The organism is Nonomuraea jabiensis (genome assembly GCF_014204795.1).
Taxonomy (GTDB): domain Bacteria; phylum Actinomycetota; class Actinomycetes; order Streptosporangiales; family Streptosporangiaceae; genus Nonomuraea; species Nonomuraea jabiensis.
This window is the reverse complement of the sequence record NZ_JACHMB010000001.1, coordinates 6,699,799-6,719,541: the sequence shown is the minus strand read 5'-3', so window position 1 is coordinate 6,719,541 and position 19,743 is coordinate 6,699,799. Positions and strand designations below refer to the sequence as shown.

16 protein-coding genes are annotated in these 19,743 nt (G+C 71.5%); 7 read left to right on the top strand and 9 right to left on the bottom strand.

Annotated features, from left to right (window positions below):
* Positions 1-40: 40 nt before the first annotated feature.
* Positions 41-1,420 (top strand): NCS2 family permease, encoded by a 1,380-nt coding sequence (locus HD596_RS30685; RefSeq protein ID WP_185072745.1) that lies wholly within the window; start codon positions 41-43, stop codon positions 1,418-1,420.
* On the opposite strand, the gene HD596_RS30680 is transcribed toward HD596_RS30685, so the two are convergent.
* Positions 1,417-2,364, bottom strand: a complete 948-nt coding sequence (locus tag HD596_RS30680) for an excalibur calcium-binding domain-containing protein (RefSeq protein ID WP_185072744.1) — start codon at positions 2,362-2,364, stop codon at positions 1,417-1,419. The genes HD596_RS30685 and HD596_RS30680 overlap by 4 nt on opposite strands.
* 148 nt (positions 2,365-2,512) lie before the next feature.
* Between HD596_RS30680 and ald the strand changes: the two genes are divergently transcribed.
* Both ald and HD596_RS30670 read left to right on the top strand, forming a co-directional pair.
* Entirely contained in the window at positions 2,513-3,628 is a 1,116-nt protein-coding gene (ald, locus tag HD596_RS30675) for an alanine dehydrogenase (RefSeq protein WP_185072743.1), read from the top strand.
* 73 nt (positions 3,629-3,701) lie between these two features.
* A complete protein-coding gene (locus tag HD596_RS30670; protein ID WP_185072742.1) occupies positions 3,702-4,205 on the top strand; it encodes an EF-hand domain-containing protein in 504 nt (167 codons plus the stop codon).
* A 146-nt stretch (positions 4,206-4,351) separates the two neighbouring features.
* Here HD596_RS30670 and HD596_RS30665 read toward each other — a convergent pair whose 3' ends face one another.
* Positions 4,352-5,065, bottom strand: coding sequence for a thioredoxin-like domain-containing protein (locus HD596_RS30665; protein ID WP_185072741.1), 714 nt, complete (start codon positions 5,063-5,065; stop codon positions 4,352-4,354).
* Between the two features lie 158 nt (positions 5,066-5,223).
* Here HD596_RS30665 and HD596_RS30660 point away from each other — a divergent pair, with 158 nt between their 5' ends.
* Both HD596_RS30660 and HD596_RS30655 read left to right on the top strand, forming a co-directional pair.
* On the top strand, positions 5,224-5,829 hold the full coding sequence (locus HD596_RS30660; RefSeq protein ID WP_313045171.1) for a DUF305 domain-containing protein: 606 nt from the start codon (positions 5,224-5,226) through the stop codon (positions 5,827-5,829).
* A 3-nt stretch (positions 5,830-5,832) separates the two neighbouring features.
* Complete coding sequence (locus tag HD596_RS30655) at positions 5,833-7,254, top strand: phytoene desaturase family protein (protein WP_185072739.1); 1,422 nt, start codon at positions 5,833-5,835, stop codon at positions 7,252-7,254.
* Positions 7,255-7,258: 4 nt separating this feature from the next.
* Here the strand turns inward: HD596_RS30655 and HD596_RS30650 are convergent, their stop codons facing one another.
* The 6 genes from HD596_RS30650 to HD596_RS30625 all read right to left on the bottom strand — a co-directional run bounded on the left by HD596_RS30650 (position 7,259) and on the right by HD596_RS30625 (position 15,005).
* A complete protein-coding gene (locus tag HD596_RS30650) occupies positions 7,259-8,308 on the bottom strand; it encodes a threonine aldolase family protein (RefSeq protein WP_185072738.1) in 1,050 nt (349 codons plus the stop codon).
* Complete coding sequence (locus HD596_RS30645; RefSeq protein WP_185072737.1) at positions 8,305-8,934, bottom strand: SDR family NAD(P)-dependent oxidoreductase; 630 nt, start codon at positions 8,932-8,934, stop codon at positions 8,305-8,307. Before HD596_RS30645 ends, HD596_RS30650 begins: the two co-directional genes overlap by 4 nt.
* Entirely contained in the window at positions 8,931-11,000 is a 2,070-nt protein-coding gene (locus HD596_RS30640; protein ID WP_185072736.1) for a DUF6421 family protein, read from the bottom strand. Before HD596_RS30640 ends, HD596_RS30645 begins: the two co-directional genes overlap by 4 nt.
* A 70-nt stretch (positions 11,001-11,070) precedes the next feature.
* Positions 11,071-11,727, bottom strand: a complete 657-nt coding sequence (locus HD596_RS30635; protein WP_185072735.1) for a response regulator — start codon at positions 11,725-11,727, stop codon at positions 11,071-11,073.
* 81 nt (positions 11,728-11,808) lie between these two features.
* The gene (locus HD596_RS30630; RefSeq protein WP_185072734.1) at positions 11,809-13,536 is read right to left on the bottom strand and encodes a serine/threonine protein kinase; all 1,728 of its coding nucleotides are present in this window, start codon (positions 13,534-13,536) and stop codon (positions 11,809-11,811) included.
* Complete coding sequence (locus HD596_RS30625) at positions 13,536-15,005, bottom strand: hypothetical protein (protein ID WP_185072733.1); 1,470 nt, start codon at positions 15,003-15,005, stop codon at positions 13,536-13,538. Before HD596_RS30625 ends, HD596_RS30630 begins: the two co-directional genes overlap by 1 nt.
* A gap of 103 nt (positions 15,006-15,108) precedes the next feature.
* On the opposite strand from HD596_RS30625, the gene HD596_RS63970 reads away from it, so the two are divergent.
* Both HD596_RS63970 and HD596_RS30615 read left to right on the top strand, forming a co-directional pair.
* Positions 15,109-17,541 carry a hydantoinase/oxoprolinase family protein gene (locus HD596_RS63970; RefSeq protein WP_313045166.1) on the top strand — a complete coding sequence of 811 codons (2,433 nt, stop codon included), beginning with the start codon at positions 15,109-15,111 and terminating at the stop codon, positions 17,539-17,541.
* Entirely contained in the window at positions 17,526-19,250 is a 1,725-nt protein-coding gene (locus HD596_RS30615; protein WP_185072732.1) for a hydantoinase B/oxoprolinase family protein, read from the top strand. Before HD596_RS63970 ends, HD596_RS30615 begins: the two co-directional genes overlap by 16 nt.
* Here the strand turns inward: HD596_RS30615 and HD596_RS30610 are convergent.
* Positions 19,169-19,738, bottom strand: a complete 570-nt coding sequence (locus HD596_RS30610) for a Uma2 family endonuclease (protein WP_185072731.1) — start codon at positions 19,736-19,738, stop codon at positions 19,169-19,171. The genes HD596_RS30615 and HD596_RS30610 overlap by 82 nt on opposite strands.
* Positions 19,739-19,743 lie beyond the last annotated feature (5 nt).

Here is a 19,743-nt window from a genome sequence, read left to right as displayed (position 1 = left end):
TATGCGCCATCCCCCTTGATCATGTGAAGGGGGATGGCGGGTGCTCGACCGGTTCTTCGAGCTCACCGGGCGGGGGACGACCGTCGGCCGCGAGGTGCGGGGCGGGGTGACCACGTTCGTGGCCATGGCCTACATCATCCTGCTCAACCCGATCATCCTGGCCGGCGCCACGGACGTCACGGGCGCCCGGCTCTCCATCGCCCAGCTCACCACCTCCACCGCGCTCGCCGCGGCCGTCTCCACGCTGCTGATGGCCCTCGTCGGCAACGCGCCCTTCGGCCTGGCCGCCGGGCTGGGCCTCAACGCGGTGGTCGCCTACCAGGCCGCCCCGCACATGACGTGGGCCCAGGCCATGGGCCTGGTGGTGCTGGAGGGCTTCGTCATCATCGTGCTGGCCGTGACGGGCCTGCGCACGCTGATCATGAACGCCATCCCGCTCGCGCTCAAACACGCCATCAGCGTGGGCATCGGGCTGTTCATCGCCCTGATCGGCCTGGTGGACGCCGGGTTCGTGACGCGGGGCACCGGCACGCCGGTGCAGCTCGGCGCCACGGGCCACCTCATAGGCTGGCCGGTCGTCGTGTTCTGCTTCGGCCTGCTCCTGATGATCGCCCTGTTCGTCCGCAGGACCCCGGCCGCCATCCTGATCAGCATCGTCGTCACGGCGGCCCTGGCCGTCCTGGTCAACTCGGTCGCCAAGGTCCCGCCCCGCTCGTGGGGCGTGGTGACGCCGCGCGTGCCGGAGCGCCTGATCGCGGCGCCGGACTTCGGGCTGGTGGGCGCGTTCGACCTGTTCGGCGGGTTCGGCAGGGCGGGGGCGCTGACGGCGGCCGTGGTGCTGTTCACGCTGGTGCTGTCGGGGTTCTTCGACGCGATGGGCACGATCATCGGCGTGAGCGACGAGGCCGGGATGGTGGACCAGCGGGGCCAGGTGCCCCGGCTGGGCCGCATCCTGACCGTGGACGGCGTGGCGGGCATGATCGGCGGCTCGGTGAGCGCCTCGTCGAACACCGTCTTCGTCGAGTCCGCCGCGGGCGTCGGCGAGGGCGCGCGGACCGGCCTGGCCAGCGTGGTGACCGGGGCGCTGCTGGGGCTGACGCTGCTGTTCACGCCGCTGGCCTCGGTGGTGCCCGCCGCCGCTGCCGCGCCCGCGCTGGTGCTGGTCGGGGCGCTGATGATGATGCAGAGCAGGAACGTGCCCTGGGAGGAGCTGGACGTGGCCATCCCGGCGTTCCTGACGATCGCGTTCATGCCGTTCACGTATTCGATCACGAACGGGGTGGGCGCCGGGGTGATCGCCTACACCCTCGTCAAGGCCGCCAGGGGGCGCTTCTCCGAGATCCCGTGGCTGCTCTGGATCGTCTCGCTGATCTTCGTGGCCTACTTCGCGATCGACTGGCTGGAGGAGCTGTTCCGTTAGCGCATGTCGCCGCTGTTGCAGGCCACGCCGTTGCCGTCGACGTCCACGTACCAGGAGTATTCCTCGTGGGTGCCCTTGAAGTAGGGGCCGTCCCCGGCGGCCACGGCCTCCTTGCAGGAGGCGTAGCGCTTGTCGGGGGTGCGGCGGGGGCCCGCGGCGGGGTTGGTGGTCCCCGGGGTGGCGCCGGGGTTGGCCGGGGTGGTGGCGGTGCCGGGGGCCGTGTTCTGCTGGCCCGGAGGGGTCTGGCCGGTCTGCGGCGGGGTGCCGCCGGTCTGGGGTGAGGTGCCGCCGGTCTGCTGCGGCTGCGAGGCCGGGCCCGTGGGCTGCGTGGGCTGCGTGGACGCGCCCGGCGTGGCGCCCAGCAGGCGGGTCACCAGCGCGTCGGCCTCCTCCTTCTCGAAGCCCGAGATGCTCATGCTGTCGCCGTCCATGTACTGGGTGACGATGGGCGCGGCCAGCACGACCTTGGGCGCGTCAGGCTGCGCGGGGGCCAGCACGATGGCCACCTGACGCTGGTCGGGCACCAGCTCGTCGATGAGCTGGACGAGGCGCTCCTTGAACCGCGGGGCGATCGCGATGCGCACGGAGTATTGGCCGTCCTTCTCGCGCACCGGCTCGATCCGCTGCACGGAGTCGACCGTGACGCCGTCCTCCAGGAGGTAGCAGTTCTTCTGCTCCTGGTCGAGCACGGCCTCCGCGCCCGGGCACGGCGCGGCCTTGGTCTCCCGGACGGGGGCGAAGTGGATGGGCACGGCCAGCTGCTGCGCCGGCGCGGCCCCCAGGAGCGGCATGTCGGGATTTTTGGTCATCAGGACGGCGATCGAGCCGACCACTCCCGCGACCAGCACGACGAGCACGAGCGAGACGATCAGCAAGATGGTGGTGGCCTTGCTGGCCCTCGGCTCCCCGGGGTCCGCGGGTGGCGGCTCTTCCGGCTTGTCCATCTATGGCGATCCCATCCTGACGTTCGGACTGCCGGTGAGCCTATCGAGGTACGGCGGCACCGGGGTAATCAGCCCGATAATCCTCACCTATTCGGGGGAGAGAGGAAGAATGGAGGCGTAAGCGCACAAGAGCGAGAAGAGTTCGCCCATGAAAGTCGGTGTTCCGAAAGAGCTCAAGAACAGCGAATATCGGGTGGCCCTGACCCCGGCCGGAGTGCACGAGTTCGTCCGCCACGGCCATCGGGTCTTCGTGGAACAGGGGGCGGGCGTCGGCTCCGCGATCCCCGACGACGACTTCGCCGCGGCCGGAGCCGTCATGGTCCCGGACGCCGACGAGGTCTGGGCGGCCGCCGACATGGTCATGAAGGTGAAGGAGCCGGTGCCGGAGGAGTACCACCGGCTGCGCAAGGGGCAGGTGCTGTTCACGTACCTGCACCTGGCCGCGTCGAGGCCCTGCACGCAGGCCCTGCTCGACTCCGGCAGCACCGCCGTCGCCTACGAGACCGTCCAGACGGCCAACGGGGCGCTGCCCCTGCTCGCGCCCATGTCGGAGGTGGCGGGCAGGCTGGCGCCGCAGGTGGGCGCGTACCACCTGATGCGCTCGGGAGGCGGCAGGGGCGTGCTGATGGGAGGCGTCTCCGGCGTGCGCGCGGCGCAGGCCGTGGTCATCGGAGCCGGCGTGTCCGGCATGAACGCCGCCGCCATCGCCCTCGGCATGCAGGCCGAGGTGCTGCTGCTCGACAACAACATCGACAAGCTGCGCCAGGCCGACCTGATCTACCAGGGCCACTGCCAGACCGTCGCCTCCAACACCTTGGAGATCGAGCAGGCGGTGCTGGAGGCCGACCTGGTCATCGGCGCGGTGCTGGTGCCGGGCGCCAAGGCGCCGACGCTGGTGAGCAACGACCTGGTGAGCCGGATGAAGCCGGGCTCGGTGCTGGTGGACATCGCGATCGACCAGGGCGGCTGCTTCGAGGACTCCCGGCCGACCACGCACGAGCGGCCCACGTACCGGGTGCACGGCTCGATCTTCTACTGCGTGGCCAACATGCCCGGCGCGGTGCCGCACACCTCGACGTTCGCGCTGACGAACGTGACGCTGCCGTACGCGCTGGCCATCGCCGACCTGGGCTGGCAGCGGGCCATGCGCGAGGACCGGGCGCTCGCGCTGGGCCTGAGCACCCACGACGGCCGGCTGACCAGCCGCCCGGTGGCCGAGGCGCACGGTCTGGAGTGGACGCCCGCCGAAGACGCTCTTTCGTGAGCCTTCTGTCCATCACATCCGGTGCGAGTTACTCTAAGTAGCGATAGACTACTTAGAGTAACTGATCGGAGTCATGATGGCGCAGAAGAGCAGCTTCCGCGAGAGCGCGGAGCGCAACTTCAAGGACTTGGACGCCGACGGCGACGGCTTCCTGACCAGATACGACTACCTGGCGCTGGCCCAGCGGCGGCTGGAGCAGACCGGCGTGCGCGCGGACGCGCCCGAGGCCGAGGCGGTCGTCAACGCCTTCCTCAACGCCTGGGACACCCACGCCCGGGCCCTCGACACCGACCGCGACGGCAAGATCAGCAAGGAGGAGTACGTCACGTCCTTCGAGTCGCTGGTACGCACGGGCGCGCTCGAAGCCGTGCTCGCGCCGATCAGCCGGGCCACCTTCGCCGTCGCCGACCGCGACGGCGACGGCTGGATCACCATGGAGGACTTCCGCACCGTCTGGAACCGCGCGGACACCGACCTCGCCGCGGCCTTCTCCCGGGTGGACGCCGACGGAGACGGCCGCATCTCCTTCGAGGAGTACGCCCGCGCCCGCCAGGGCCTCCTCATCGACGGGGTGTGAGACCCCCGTCACGGGCGTCGGCCGGAGTGCCCACACCCACGAAGGGGCGGCCACCCCGTCGAAGGGGCCGCCGAAGGGGCCACCCACCCGCCCCTCCGGCGTACGGCCGCTCCTCGCTCCGGCCGATGCCCACCGGCCCCTGCGGGCTACTTCTGCGACTGGCTGGGCGACGGCGAGATGGTCTCCATCGGCGGCTGCTGCTGGTTGCCCTTCGGCTCCGGCGGCAGCGGCGCCTGGTCGGCCGTCGTCGTGATGGCGTCCTCACCACCGCACGTGGCGCCGGGCTCCGGCGTGTCCTTCCCGTTCTGGTACTTCTTGATGAACGCGCCCAGCTTCGGGTCGGCCGGGTCGTTCAGCTTGAGCTGGTGCCCCCACGACGACGCGACCACCGGCGCGGGCAGGTTGGGGTACGGACTGACCAGCATGTAGTCCTGCTGGCCCGTGGACGTCGCCACTTCCTTCAGCTTGTCGACCTGCGCCTTGGGCAGGTCGGGCCGGTAGGTGATCCAGACGGCCCCGTGCTCCAGGGAGTGCACGGCGTGCTCGTTGTGGATGGGCTTGTCGTAGATCGAGCACGCCTGCCAGTAGTTGTTGTGCTGGCCGCCCACCGGCGGGGTCTCCTTGTAGGTGACCGCGTTCCACACGTGCTGCCCGGCCTCGTACTTGTAATTGGCCACGGCGTCCAGCGAGGTCTCCCTGGCCTGCTTGACCAGGTAGAAGCCGACCACGCCGACGAGCACCACGATGATCAGACCGCCCGTCCCCCACATGAGCAGCGCGGCGCGGCGTTGTTTGCGCTTCTGCTCGGCCCGCATCTTCGCAAGATGCTCGCGCCTCGCCTGCGCCTTCTCCTTCGTCATCGTTCCTCCATCGGCGTACCAACTCCGGTCACCCTATTGCCTCCACGCGTATGCGGAGAATAAGGCGCTTATAAGCGTCCGATCACGACACCTTTGGTGGGTACGCTGGACGGGCCATGGAAAAACCCGCGAGTAAACCCATCCTGATCGTCTGCGGCGTGCTGGTCCTCGCCCTGGCCGCGTTCTTCCTGTTCGGCCGCGACGGCACGCCCGGCGACAGCTCGCCCGAGGCCGGCTTCGCCCGCGACATGGCCGCGCACCACGCCCAGGCCGTGGACATGTCGTTCATCGTCAGGGACAAGGGCCCGGCCAAGGAGATCAGGACCCTGGCCTTCGACATCATCAACACCCAGGCCAACCAGCGCGGCATGTTCCTGGGCTGGCTGCAGCAGTGGGGGCTCGACCAGGCGAGCGACCAGAAGCCGATGGCCTGGATGAGCGGCCACGGGCACGGCGGCGCCGCGACGCCCGCCAGCGGGGCCGCGCCCGGCTCCATGCCCGGCATGGCCACGCCGCAGGAGCTGACCCGGCTCAAGGAGGCGCAGGGCACGCAGGCCGAGGTGCTGTTCCTGCAGCTGATGATCCGCCACCACGAGGGCGGTGTGCAGATGGCCGAGGGGCTGCTCAAGCTGTCCACGCGCGCCGAGGTCGTCAGCATGGCGCAGAAGATCGTCCAGGGGCAGAGCGGGGAGATCAAGCTCATGACGGAGTTGCTCAAGCAGCGGGGCGCGCAGCCCTACCCGTCGATCCTCAAGCCCCAGTAAACCGTGGACGCCGATGCGGTCGTGGTCGGCTCCGGGCCCAACGGGCTCGTCGCCGCCGTCACGCTCGCCCGCGCCGGGCGCAGGGTGCTGCTGCTGGAGGCCGCCGACCGGTTCGGCGGCGGGCTGCGCTCCGGCGAGCTGACGCTGCCGGGGCGGGTGCACGACCTGTGCGCGACGGTGATGGCGATGGCCGTGGCGTCTCCCGCGATGCGGGCGCTGGACCTGCCTGGCGTGGAGTTCGTCCATCCCCCGGTGCCGGTGGCCCACCCGCTCGACGGCCGTCCCGCCGCACTCGTGCACCGCGACGCCCGCCGCACCGCCCAGGGCCTGGGCCGCGACGCGGGCGCGTGGCTGGCGACCGTGGGCGCGGCGGCCGGCGCCGGGCTCCCGCTGGTGGACCTGTTCCTCAAGCCGCTCGGCCCGTGGCGGACCGCGGGGGCGGGGGCGCGTACGTTCGCGCAGGCGGCCAGGTTCGGGCTCGCGGCGGCCCTGCCTGCCACGACGTTCGCCCGGCGGGCGTTCAGCACCGTGGAGGGGCGGGCGCTCGTCGCGGGCATGGCCGCCCACTCCGTACGGGACCTGCGCGCGCCCATTACCGCCGGATACGGGCTGATGCTGGCGTCCCTGGCCCACCTGGCGGGCTGGCCGCTGGTGCGGGGCGGGTCGCAGGTGCTGGCCGACGCGCTGGTGGCGGAGCTCAGGTCGCTGGGCGGGGAGGCGGTCACCGGCCACCGCGTGCGTCGGCTGTCGGAGCTGTCCGCGCCGACGGTGGTGCTGGACGTCTCGCCCCGGCAGTTCCTCGCGATGGCGGACCTCCCGGCGGGCTACCGGCGGCGGCTCGCGCGCTTCCGGTACGGTCCCGGCGTCTTCAAGATGGACTGGGCCCTGGACGGGCCGGTGCCGTGGCGGGACCCGGCGGTGGCCGAGGCGGGCACGGTGCACCTGGGCGGGACGCTGGAGGAGATCGCGCTGAGCGAGGCGGAGACGAACGCCGGCCGGCACTCGCCCCGGCCGTACGTGCTGGCGGTCCAGCCGTACGCGGCGGATCCGACGAGGGGCGGGCACACGTTCTGGGCGTACTGCCACGTGCCCGCCGGCTCGGACGTGGACATGACGGACGCCATCGAGACCCAGATCGAGCGGTACGCGCCCGGCTTCCGCGACCGCGTCCTGGCCCGCCACACGATGGGCCCCGCCGCCCTGGAAGCCGCCAACCCCAACCTGGTGGGGGGCGACATCACCGGGGGCCTCACCAGCCTGATCCAGTTCCTCCGCCGCCCCGTCTGGTCCCCGGCGCCGTGGCGCACCCCGCTGCCGGGCGTCTTCCTCTGCTCGGCCTCCACCCCACCCGGCCCGTCGGTACACGGGATGGGCGGCTGGCAGGCGGCCCGCCTCGCCCTGCGGGCCGACCCCCGCAAGTCGTGACGACCTACGCGAGCATCTCCTCGGCCAGGGCGGCGGCGAAGGCGTCCACGTCGGCCTCCGTCGTGTCGAAGGCGCACATCCACCGCACCTCCCCCGTCGCCTCGTTCCAGGTGTAGAACCGGAACCGCTTGGCCAGCCGCTCGGTCACGTCCCTGGGCAGGATCGCGAAGACGGCGTTCGCCTCCACCGGCCGGGTCAGCCTCACCCCCGGGATGCCGCCGACCGCCTGGGCCAGGCGCCGGCCCATGGCGTTGGCCTGGCGGGCGTTGCGCAGCCACAGGTCCCCCGACAGCAGCGCCTCGAACTGCGCCGACACGAAGCGCATCTTCGACGACAGCTGCATGAACGTCTTGCGGAGGTAGTCGACCCCGCTGGCGGCGGCGGGATTCAGGACGACGACGGCCTCGCCGTACAGCAGCCCGATCTTGGTGCCGCCGAAGGAGAGCACGTCCACCCCCACGTCCGTCGTGAGGGCCCGCAGCGGGACGTCGAGGGCGGCGGCGGCGTTGGTGAGGCGGGAGCCGTCGAGGTGGACGAGCAGCCCCAGCTCGTGGGCGTGCGAGCAGATCGCCGCGATCTCGTCGGCCGTGTACAGGGTGCCGAGCTCGGTGGTGTTGGAGATGGACACCACGCGCGGCTGCGCCCGGTGCACGTCGCCGAACCCCCACGCCTGCCGGTCGATCAGCTCCGGCGTGAGCTTGCCGTCGGGCGTGGGCACGGTGAGCAGCTTGATGCCGCCCGCCACCTCGGGCGCCCCGCCCTCGTCGGTGTTGATGTGGGCGCTTTCGGCGCAGATGACCGCCTCCCAGTGGGCGGTCATCGAACGCAGGGAGACGACGTTCGCGGCCGTGCCGTTGAAGACCGGCCAGGCCTGCGCCTGCTCGCCGAAGTGCCGCTTGAAGACCTCCCCCATGGCCTCGGTGTAGACGTCCTCGCCGTAGGCGGTCTGGTGGCCGCCGTTGGCGGCGGCGATGGCCTGGAGGATCTCGGGGTGCACCCCGGCGTAGTTGTCGCTGGCGAACGCCTTGAGCCGGGGGTCGTGCCGGGAAGTCACGCAGTAAGGTCCAATCGGGTGCCGTTGACCTCGGCGGCGGGGCGGTCGTAGAGACCGCCGATGGCCTCCGCGAGGTCGTGTACGTCGGTGAAGCCGGCGAACTTCGCGTCGGGCCTCTCGGCCCGCATGGCGTCGTTCACCAGGGCCTTGACCACCAGGATGGTGGCCGCGCTGCCGGTGCCGGAAAGGGCGTCGGCGAGGGAGAGCGTCCACGCCTCGGCCGCCGCCTTGGCCGCCGCGTAGACGGCGCCCCCGGCGGAGGGCGTCTGGGCCGCCTTGGCCGAGACGATCACGAAGCGGCCGTTGTCGCTGCGCCGCAGCAGCGGCTCGAAGGCCAGCGAGACGTTCTGGAGCGTGCGGATCAACAGGTCGTGCAGGAGGTCCCAGTCGTCGAGACTGGTCTCGGCGAACGAGCCGGCGCCGCGCCAGCCGCCGACCAGGTGCACCACGCCGTCCACGCGGCCGTGCTCGCGCTCGATCCGGTCGGCCAGGCCCTGTACGGCGGTGCGGTCGAGCAGGTCGACGTCCTCCTTGTCGACCGCGATCACCGTATGCCCATTTTTCCGGAAATATCCGGAAACGGCCTCCCCCGTCGGCCCCCCAGCACCCGTAACCAGAATGATCATGCGCGAAGTCCCTTAGTCGATTCGACCACTTCGGCCAGCTTACGGCGCAGTGCCTCGTAGAACATGCTCAGCGGGAACTCGTCCGCCAGCACCGCGTCCACCTTGGCCTTCTGCTCCTCCGGCAGCGCCTGGACGCCCTTGGCCCAGGTGGAGCCGGGGTGCGGCGCCACGTACGCGCTCACCAGCTCGTACGCCGCCAGCCAGTGCGCCAGCTTGGACCGGTCGATGCTGTCGCGATACAGCTTCTCGACCTCGCCCCGCAGGTCGGCGACCCCGTCGGCGACCCGCTCCCAGTCGATCGTGAGCCGGTTGTCCGTCCAGCGCACGATGTCGTTGCGGTGCAGGTAGGCGAAGAGGAGCTGCCCGCCGAGCCCGTCGTAGTTCCGCACCCGCTCCCCGGTGATCGGGAACCTGAACAGCCGGTCGAACAGGATCGCCACCTGCACGTACCGCGCGTGCGGCACGCCCTGGGCCTCCAGCTTGACGGCCTCGCCGAACGCGGTCAGGTCGCAGCGCAGCTCCTCCAGCGAGTACAGCCAGTACGGCATCCGCTGCTTGATCATGAACGGGTCGAACGGCAGGTCCCCGTGGCTGTGGGTGCGGTCGTGGACCAGGTCCCAGAGCACGAACGTGTCCTGCGCGAGCCGCTGCGAGGCCAGCAGCCTGGCCGCGTCCGGCGGCAGGTCGAGCTTGAGCGTCTCGGCGGCGGCCTGCGACACCCGCCTGAACCTGGCGGCCTCGCGGTCGGCGAAGATCCCGCCCCAGGTGAAGCGGGCCGGGGCCTGCCGCACCGCGACCGTCTCGGGGAAGAGCACGGCGGAGTGGGTGTCGTAGCCGGAGGTGAAGTCCTCGAACGCGATCGGCACGAACATCGGGTTGTCGTAGCCGCCCGCCTCCAGCGCGGCCAGCCAGTCCGGCCAGATCGTGCGGATCCAGACGGCCTCCAGGTTGCGGGCGGGGTTGCCGTTCTGGGTGTACATGGGGAAGACCACGACGTGCTCCAGCCCGTCCTCGCGCTGGGTGTCGGGGTGGAACAGGTCGAGCGAGTCGAGGAAGTCGGGCACGCCGAGGTCCTGCTCGGCCCACTTCGCCAGGTCGTCCTGGACGGCCTGGAGGTACGCGGCGTCATGCGGGAAATATGGCGATATTTCGCCCAGGCGCGCTCCGATCTCGGCCACCAGCGCCTTCGCCCGCTCCTTCTCCTCCGGCACCGAGCCGTCCTTGACCTGCAGCGGCCGCAGCTCCTCGACGGCCGCCTTGAGCCGGGCGAACCCGGCCGCCTTGGCCTCGTCGCGCGACCCGGCGGCCCCGCCGGCGTCCGGGACGCGGGCGGCCCAGGTGACCACGTTCCCCCAGAGGCGCCGGTGGTCGTAGTCCTCGATGGAGTCGTCGCCGAAGAGGTCGGAGTCGGCGAACGCGACCACGCGTCCCTTGCCGTACCGGACCGCGACGGCCAGCGGCGCGCCCGCCGGGTCGGCGGTCGGCGAGGTCGCGAACAGCACCTCACCCTCGCCCTCGCTGGCGATCGTGAGGACGCCGGTGCGGTAGAAGCAGGCCGTGCGGACGCCGGCGAGCAGGCCGGAGCCGGTCGCGGGCTCGGCGAGCACCCAGGTGGCCACGTCCCGGTGCGCGTGCCTCGGGTCGCGCACGGTGGCGTGCGCCACGCCCACCCCGAACCGCCCGAGCAGCTCGCGCAGGTTGTTGCCGTACTTGTCCTGCTCCTCCTCGGCCAGCACCACCAGCCCGCCGCCGCCGGCGACGAAGGACTCGATCGCGTCCAGCTCGGCGGCGGTGAAGACGGGGCTGCCCTGCCCGATGGTACGTTCCCACCGCTCTCCCGAGGGGTGCGCGATCACCAGGACGTCCTGGTCGGCGAGCGTCTCGGGCGTGAGCGCGCCGGAGGTGTGGGCACCGACCGTGTGCCCCAGGTGCCGCAGCAGCCCGGCCGCGCGGGCGTAGCTGTTGTCGTCGGGATGGGCGGGGTTGATGGCCTCGGCCACCTCGCGGCGGACGGTCCACGACTCGCTGTGGGCCTCGTCGAACAGCACCCGAGGGAACGCTTGCATGAAATATCTCCTGTTTCTACCGCCTTCTGACGGAAAATATACACATGCTGTCCCCTGTTCCGCCAAACCCTCACGCGGCGCCCGGCCGGACCACCCCGGTCTCGTACGCGAACACCACGGCCTGCGCCCGGTCCCGCAGCGACAGCTTCATCAGCACCCGCGCCACGTGCGTCTTGACTGTCGCCTCGCCCACGTACAGCTCCCCGGCGATCTCCGCGTTGGTGAGGCCGCGCGCCAGCAGCCGCAGCACCTCCAGCTCGCGCGGCGTCAGCTCGGCCAGCCGGGGCGAGGGCGTCGGCTCGGCCCGCCCCGCGAACGTGGCGATCACCCGGCTCGTCACGGCCGGGTCGAGCAGCGCGTCACCGGCGTGCACCACCCTGATCGCCTCCAGGAGCTGCTCCGGCGGCGACACCTTCAGCAGGAACCCGCTGGTGCCGGCGCGCAGGGCGGCGTAGAGGTTCTCGTCGGTGTCGAACGTGGTCAGCGTGATGACCTTGGGCGGCGACGGGTCGTCCAGCAGTTCCTTGGCCGCGGCCAGCCCGTCGAGCCGGGGCATCGAGATGTCCATGAGCACGATGTCCGGCCGCGTACGCCTGACCACGGCGACGGCCTCACGCCCGTCGGACGCCTCGCCGACCACCTCCATGCCGGGGTCGCTGTCGACGACCATGCGCAGCCCGGCCCTGACCATCGCCTGATCGTCGGCGATGACTATGCGAATGCCCACAAGCCGGAGGGTAGACGCCGGGCCCCCACCTTGAACACCGCCTGAACCCCCAGGCCAAGCCGCACGCAAGTGAGTCACAAGTCACGAGAGGTGGACGCTCTGCCGGATGCGGGTCTGGGTGGCGTCGTCGCACGTGGCCTTGGCGCAGAAGTACATCACGAGCATGGTCTTGGGCTGACGGTCGATCACGTAGCTGACGAAGCCGAGCCTGGTGCCGGTCGCGGGGTCGTGCAGGGAGCCGTCGAAGCGGGTGGCGGGGCTGGTGCCGGCCTGGTCCGGCACGGGTTTGCCGACGTCGACCTGACCGGGCAGCAGGGCCTCCATCTTGGCCTTCATCTGCTCGGAGTTGCCGCCGGCGTCGAGGGTGTCGGAGACCTGGACGTAGACGCCCGAGGCGGAGTCGGGGTCGTCCTCGACGACCTGGGAGATCGCCGACCAGTCCGCGCCGGGGCCGGCCACGAACAGGGACTCGAACTCCTGGGCGTGCGGCGAGACCACCGCGAACAGGTCCTGGTGGGTGCGGACGGTCCAGTCGCCCGGGTACTCGAACGTGAGCGGCGCGGCGGCGCTGGTCTTGTAGCGGGACCAGGTGTCGCCCTGGTGGTTCATGATGATCATGGCGACGAGCGCGAGGGCCGCGACGGCGGCGACCAGCGTGGTGGCCACGATGGGGACGCGTCCCGGGCGTTTCTTGGGCGCGGTCGGGTGCGTGGGCGGCGCGGGGGCCCGGTCCGACCCGATCGGCGTGAACGAGGGCCCCAGGATGGGTGCGGGGTGCGGGCCGGAGGTGGGCCCAGTCGGAGGGCCGGTCGGAGGGCCGGTCGGGGGGCCGATCGGAGGACCCGTCGGGGGGCCGGTCGTGGGTCCCGGGACGGGGGCGGGGTACGGCGCCGGGTGCGGGCCCGAGTGCGGACCCTGGCGGGGTACGAGGTGGGGCCCGCTGGTGGGGCCGCCCATGGGATCGGCCTGATTCCCGCTGATCGCGTCACGCAGCGCGGTCACGAACTCCGTACAGGTGGCGTAGCGCTGCTCGGGCGCCTTGGCCAGCGCCCGCAGCATCACGGTGTCGATCTGCGCGGGCAGGTCGGGTCTGAGCTGCGACAGCGGCGTCGGCTGCTCGGCGAGGTGGGCCCAGAGCAGCGCGATGTCGTTCTCGCGCTGGAACGGCAGCCGCGCCGACAGCCCCTCGTAGACCACGCAGGCCAGCGCGTACTGGTCGGCGCGGCCGTCGATGTGCTCCTTGTTGATCTGCTCGGGCGACATGTAGCGGGGCGTGCCGATGAACTGGTCGGTCTGGGTCAGCCCGGAGATCGACGAGCGGTGCTTGGTGATGCCGAAGTCGGTGAGGTAGACGTGGTCGCCGGCCAGCAGGATGTTGGCCGGTTTGACGTCGCGGTGGATCAGGTCGTGCGCGTGCGCGGCGTCGAGGGCGGCGGCGACCTGGGCGAAGATCTGGTTCGCCTGGCCGATCGGCAGGGGTCCGCGGTCGTAGATGAGCCGGCGCAGGTCGAGGCCGTCGACGTAGCGCATGGCGATGTAGAGGACGCCGTCGGCGTCCGCGTTGGCCTCGTAGATCGGGATGATGTTGGGGTGCTCGATGCTGGCGACCGTTCGGGACTCCAGGATGAACCGCTGCCTGAACCGGTCGTCGACGCTGAGCACCGGGTTGAGGATCTTCAGCGCCACGCGGCGGCTCAACCTGGGGTCGAGCGCAAGGTAGACCACGGCCATGCCGCCCTTGCCGACGATGTCCTCGATGTAGTACCCGGCCACCTCCTGGCCGATGAGCGATCTTTCGTTCAATGGCATCACGTCTCGATGGGGTGGCCGCAGTAACCGCAGAAGCGATGCGCGGGCCCGAGTCGCATGCCGCACGAGGTGCAGTACTTGATCGCCGGGTCCGGCGCGGTCATCACCTGCTGCTGTTGCTGGGGGACCATGGGGAACGCCTGCGACCGCCGTACGACCACGGTCTGGTTGGCCCCGTCGTCGAACGGTGGCACGGCCGCCGCCAGTGGCTCTGGCGGCTCTGTCACCTTTTCAGGAGCACGGCGGCGCCACAGCAGATACGCCCCGCCCGCGGCCGCCATGAAAAGGATCCCGGCCGCCACGATGAACGGCCACAGCGGGGTCGACCGGCTGGACGGGGCCGCCACCTGTTTCGTGCCCTGGTCCTCCGGCCCGCCCCGCTTCTCCAGCGAGGTCTTCAGCAGCTTGGCGGCCACCACGTTGCCCGGATAGAGCTCCAGCACCCGCTGGAAGCCGGGCGCCGCCTCCGTGTAGTACTTGGTGTGATAGCGGGTCAGCGCCGCCTCGAACGCCGTGTCGATCGCGCCTCTGCGCGGCACCACCTTGGCGGCGGCCAGGATGCCGGTGATCTCCCTGACGCCGATCATCTTGCCCTCTTTGCCGCCGCCCACCAGCAGGCCGATGACGTGGCCGTCCTTGTCGCCGATCACGGGGGCGCCGATGAGTCCCTGGTCGGCCAGGCCGCCCAGCTTGACCGGCTCGTCCACCTTCTTCTCCGGGTCGGCGAACGGCCTGCCGGTGTCACCGCCCGCGCCGCCCTTGCTCAGGTGGGCGATCTCGACGGTCTCCAGGACCTTCGGGCCCGGCCGGCCGAGGAAGCCCGCCACGTTGGTGGGCGAGCCCTCCTGTTCGGGCACCTTGTCGGCGAGCGGTGCGGTGGGCATGCCGACGCTTCCGGTCATGGGGGTCACCGGCACCAGCACGGCAGGGCTGTCGGGTGTCGGGCCGGCCTTGATGCACTTGACCTTGATGCCGTCGGGGCTCGGCGGCGACACGTTGGGGTAGGCCGTGATCTCGGTGGTCACGTTGATGATGCAGGTGGCGGTGTCGGTCTTCGGCGGGTAGCACTCCGCCAGGTGGTGGTTGAGGAGGTCGTCCTTGAGCTTGTGCTTCTTGTAGTCGAGGGGGATCTTCACCTTGTGGTGCTCGGCGAAGACCTTGTTCGCCGCGTAGATCGCGACGTCGTTGGGGTTCACGGCCAGGCGCCTGAGTGCGACGATCGTGCCGTCGGGGTTGACGACGGTCCCCGTGCCCGTGGCGAACGGGATGTCGTAGGACCGCTCCACATGTTTGAGCTCGCCGATGTGGTCGAGCAAGGTGATCTCCACATGGGACACGGCTTCCAGCCGCACCACGGCGGGGGTCACCAGGTCGGTGATCCCGCTCGGGTGTTCGTGAGCCGCGACCGGCATCGCGATCAGCACCAGTGCCGCCGCGACGCCACCGGCAAGAGCTGTGAGGCGCGCCATCTCCGCTCCCAACGCAGGTCTAGGACAAGGGTCCCAATCACATGCTGTAAGTCAATAGACCGCCACATAGACAAGCGCTTGCTAGGGGGCATAACGTACCTGGGTGGGCTACACGATCGGCGTAGATGTCGGTGGCACCTTCACCGATGTGGTCCTTGGAGGCACGTCCGGCGCGATTGCCGTGGCCAAATGTTTGAGCACCCACTACGACCCCATCGCGGGCATCGTGGCCGGCGTTACGTGGGCGCTGGGCGACCGGGACCCCGCGCAGGTCACGCGGGTCGTCCACGCCACGACGCTGGCCACCAACGCGGTGCTCGAACGCAAGGGGGTACGGGTCGCCTTTGTCACGACCCAGGGCTTTCGCGCCGCCGTCCCGCTCGGACGCTACGCGCGGGTCGAGGAGGACCGCTACGATCTGCGCTTCTCCCCGCCGCCTCCGCCGGTGGCCGCGGGCGACTGCTTCGAGGTGGTGGAACGCGTCTCGGCGCGCGGCGCGGTGCTGACGCCGCTGGACCTCGATTCCGTACGCCGGGCCGCCGCGGCGATCACGGCCCGCGGCATCACGTCGGCGGCGGTCTGCCTGCTGCACGCGTACGCCAACCCGGTCCATGAGCGGCAGGCGGCCGAGGTCCTGCGCGAGTCGATCCCGGACGTGGTGACGTCGTCGGAGATCTGGCCGGAGATCCGCGAGTACGAGCGCGCCACCACCACCATCATGTCCGCATATATCGGCCCATTGATGGCTTCGTACCTTTCGCAGCTCCGGGAGCGGCTGGCCGAGATCGGGATCCGCGCGCCCGTACACGTCATGGAGTCGAGCGGCGGCGTGATCTCCGCCGAGCTGGCCGCCCGGCGCGCGGTGGCCACGATCGAGTCCGGCCCGGCGGCGGGGGTGCTGGCGGCGGCCGGGACCGGGTTCCCGGACGTGATCTCGTTCGACATGGGCGGGACCACCGCCAAGGCGTGCGTCGTACGCGGCGGGACGCCCGAGATCACGAACGAGTTCCACGTCGGCGGCAAGGGCAGCTTCGGCGGCCGGCGGGCGGGCACCGGCGTGCCCATCAAGACCCCGGCCATCGACCTGGCGGAGGTGGGGGCGGGCGGGGGCAGCGTCGCCTGGCTCGACGCGGCCGGCGCGCTCCGCGTCGGCCCGCACTCGGCGGGCTCCTCCCCCGGGCCCGCCTGTTACGGCCTGGGCGGCTCCGAGCCCACGGTCACGGACGCGAACCTGGTCCTCGGCTACCTCTCCTCGGCCTCGCTCCCCCTGACCCCGGACCTGGCCGCCAAGGCCCTCGACCGGCTGGCCTCGCCGCTCGGGGTCTCCCGGGAGGAGGCCGCGTACGCCGTGCACGAGATCGTCAGCGCCTCGATGGCGTCGGCGGTGCACGTGGTGACGGTGCAGCGCGGCATCGACCCGCGCGGCTTCGCCCTGGTCGCCTTCGGCGGCGCGGGGCCCATGCACGCGGCCCGGGTCGCGGAGCGCTTCGGGATCGGGACGGTGGTGGTGCCCGCGCACTGCGGCGTCGCCTCGGCGGCCGGACTCCTCACCGGCGCCCTCTCCACCGACCGCGTCCTGTCCCGCCTGGACGCCCCCGACCCCTCCGCCGTCTTCACCTCCCTGACCGCCGAGGCCGCCGCCGACCTGGGCGTCTCCCCTTCCGATCCCGGGGTGGTGGTGACGCGGTCGGTGGACGTCCGCTTCAAGGGCCAGTCCCACGACCTGACCGTCTCGTGGACGCCGTCCCGGGAGGTGCTGGCGGCCCGCTTCTTCGCACGGTACGAGGAGGTGTACGGGATCGCGCAACGGGGCGAGATCGAACTGGTCAGCTACCGCATCCGCCTCACCGCCCCCACCGCCCCGCCTCCCGACACCACCCCGCCACCCCACGCCGCCACACCCACCGCCGACACCACCCCGCCGCCCCACGCCACCGCAACCACCGCCGACACCACCCCGCCGCCGGACGCCGCCACACCCACCGCCGACACCACCACGCCACCGGACGCCACCACACCCACCGCCGACACCACCCCGCCACCGGACGCCACCACGCCGCCGGACGCCACCACGACTGCGCCGCCTGACGCACCGTCCGCCGCTCCCGTCGCCCCCGACCGGAGCACCCTCGCCCCCGCTCCCTGCCCCGAGGACAGCACGCCTTCCCCCAGCCCGCCCCACTTCGGCGCCGGTGCGGCGAGGCGCGGTACGGCGGAGCCCGGCGCAACGCGCACGGCCCCCAGCACGGCGACACCGAGCGGAGCGGCCGGAGACGCGACGGCCAGAGACGCGACGGCCGGAGACGGGGCGGCGGCGGCCGTGCCACGGGCGAGGCGGGCGTACTTCCCGGAGACGAACGGGTACGCCGACGTCCCCGTCCACACCAGGGACACCATGGCCGGCGCCCCCCTCCCCGGCCCCGCGGTCATCGAGGACGCCGAGTCCACGATCGTCGTCCCGCCCGGCTGGACCGCCACCCTCGCCGAGACCCGCGCCGTCCACCTCACCAGGAGCACGACATGCCAGACCTCCTGACCGCCGAGGTGCTCAGGAACGCGCTCGTCGTCGCCGCGGAAGAGGCCAGCATCGTGGTGGTCCGCTCCGCGTACTCGACGTTCATCGTGGAGGGCTCCGACGCCTCGGCCGCCGTCCTCGACGCCCGGGGCCGCCTGATCGCCCAGTCCATGGCCACCACCCTCATGAACAGCATGGCGCTCAAGGTGGCGCTCCCCGAGCTCCTCAAGGACATCCCCCCGGACCGGATGAGCCCGGGCGACGTGTACGTGCTCAACGACGCCTACCGGGGCGGCGTGCACACCAACGACCTGCTCGTCTACCGCCCCGTCTTCGTCGGCGGGACCCCGGCGTACTTCACCGCCACCATGATCCACGTCTCCGACCTGGGCGGCCTCTCGGCGGGCGGCATGGCCCCGCTGGCGACGGACATCTTCCTGGAGGGCCTCCAGCTCCCCCCGGTGCGCCTGGCCACCGAGGAGGGGCTGGATCCGACGGTGGAGGCCATCCTGCGGGCCAACAGCCGTACCCCCGACAAGGTCATGGGCGACGTGCGGGCCCTGGTGGCCGGGACGGCGGTGGCGGCCGCCCGGCTGCGGACCCTGGTCGGCGAGTACGGCGTGGAGGGACTGAGCGCGGGCGTCGACGACTACCTGGACTACACCGAGGCCAGGACCCGCGCGGCGCTGGCCGAGCTGCCGGCGGGCCGGTTCGAGGCGGCGTACCCGATCGACGATGACGGCATAAATCCCGAAAAATCGCATGAAATCCGGGTCGCCGTCACCCTCGGCGACGAACGAGCCGTGCTGGACTTCGCCGGCACCGGCCCGCAGGTCCCGGCCGCGATCAACGCCTCGGCCTCGCAGTCCCTCGCCGCCGCCGTCTTCGCCGTCCGCTGCTTCCTGGACCCCACGATCCCCATGAACGACGGCTGCCTGCGCGCCATCGACGTACGCCTCCCCGAAGGCTCCCTGCTCAACGCCCGCTCCCCCTACCCGTGCGGCGGCCGGTACGTCCCGATCTACGCCGCCATGGAGGCCGTCTTCCAGGCCATGTCCGACGCCGTCCCCGAGCGCGCCATCGCCCCCAGCGGGATCCTGCAGCCGTTCTCGATCGCCGCCGTCGGAGCGCCGTACTGGATCCACCTCTCCTACGACTTCGGCGGCGTGGGCGCCCGCCGGGGCCTGGACGGTCCGGACGCCACGGGCGTGCACTTCGGCATCGGCCGCAACTCGGTGCCGCAGGCGGAGCCGGTGGAGAGCCGCTGCCCGCTGATCGTCGAGTCCGTCGAGACCATCCCGGACTCGGGCGGCCCCGGCCGGTTCCGCGGCGGGCTGGGCTCGCGCACGGTCTACCGTTTCCTGGCCGACTGCCACGTCACGACCCGCGGCGACCGTCTCCGCCTCCCGCCCCCGGGCCGTGACGGCGGGCAGCCGGGGCGGCTGGGCGGCTTCTTCAAGCGCCACCTGGACGGGACGGTGGAACGGCTGGCGTCCAAGGTCAACAATGTGCGGTTCGCGGCCGGGGAGGCGTTCATCGTGGAGACGACGGGCGGCGCCGGCCTCGGGCCACCGTCCGAGCGGGACCCGGAGGCGATCCTGGCCGACCTGGAGGCGGGCCGGGTCACACCGCAGGGAGCGGCCGCGGACTACGGCTTCGAGACCAAGTCGGCCGGGTCAAGGCTCACCGGGAACGGCGACGACAGGGTGATGCGGGTCCCGGCTCCGTAGGCAGTCGGCGGGCCGTAGGTGTCGCCGTCGAGCTCGTAGACGTGGAGCGCCCCTTCGTCCGGCTCGATCCGCCAGTAGACGGCGATGCCCGCCGCCGCGTAGGCCAGGACCTTCAGCGCTCTGTCGCGTCCCTGGGTGTCCGGGCTGACCACCTCCCCGACGAGATGGACCTGCCCAGGTGAGAGCGCGGGCTCGTCCGCCTTGATCGCCTCTTCCGGCACGACCACCAGGTCGGGGATGTAGAAGTCCCGGTCGCTCGCTTGCACGCCGACGCCCATCAGCGGCGTCAGGTCGCTCGGCACTTCACGATCGAGAACGCGCATCGCGCAGGAGATGGCGCGCTGATGCGGGATGGTGGGCAGCGGGCTGATCAGGAGGCTTCCGTTGAAGAGCTCGTAGCGGTTGCCGTCATCGGGAAACGTGAGCAGGTCCTCGACGGAATAGGGCGGCCTTCCGGGAAGGACTGTCGGCCCGGCGATTGAGATCACGCACC

Excerpts from the sequence above, each read along its gene's own strand:
- HD596_RS30680 (WP_185072744.1), bottom strand. The coding sequence starts at position 2,364 with ATGGACAAGCCGGAAGAGCCGCCACCCGCGGACCCCGGGGAGCCGAGG.
- HD596_RS30625 (WP_185072733.1), bottom strand. The coding sequence starts at position 15,005 with ATGGCGCGCCTCACAGCTCTTGCCGGTGGCGTCGCGGCGGCACTGGTG.
- HD596_RS30630 (WP_185072734.1), bottom strand. The coding sequence starts at position 13,536 with ATGCCATTGAACGAAAGATCGCTCATCGGCCAGGAGGTGGCCGGGTAC.
- HD596_RS30615 (WP_185072732.1), top strand. The coding sequence starts at position 17,526 with ATGCCAGACCTCCTGACCGCCGAGGTGCTCAGGAACGCGCTCGTCGTC.
- HD596_RS30665 (WP_185072741.1), bottom strand. The coding sequence starts at position 5,065 with ATGACGAAGGAGAAGGCGCAGGCGAGGCGCGAGCATCTTGCGAAGATG.
- HD596_RS30640 (WP_185072736.1), bottom strand. The coding sequence starts at position 11,000 with ATGCAAGCGTTCCCTCGGGTGCTGTTCGACGAGGCCCACAGCGAGTCG.
- ald (WP_185072743.1), top strand. The coding sequence starts at position 2,513 with ATGAAAGTCGGTGTTCCGAAAGAGCTCAAGAACAGCGAATATCGGGTG.
- HD596_RS30645 (WP_185072737.1), bottom strand. The coding sequence starts at position 8,934 with ATGATCATTCTGGTTACGGGTGCTGGGGGGCCGACGGGGGAGGCCGTT.
- HD596_RS30670 (WP_185072742.1), top strand. The coding sequence starts at position 3,702 with ATGATGGCGCAGAAGAGCAGCTTCCGCGAGAGCGCGGAGCGCAACTTC.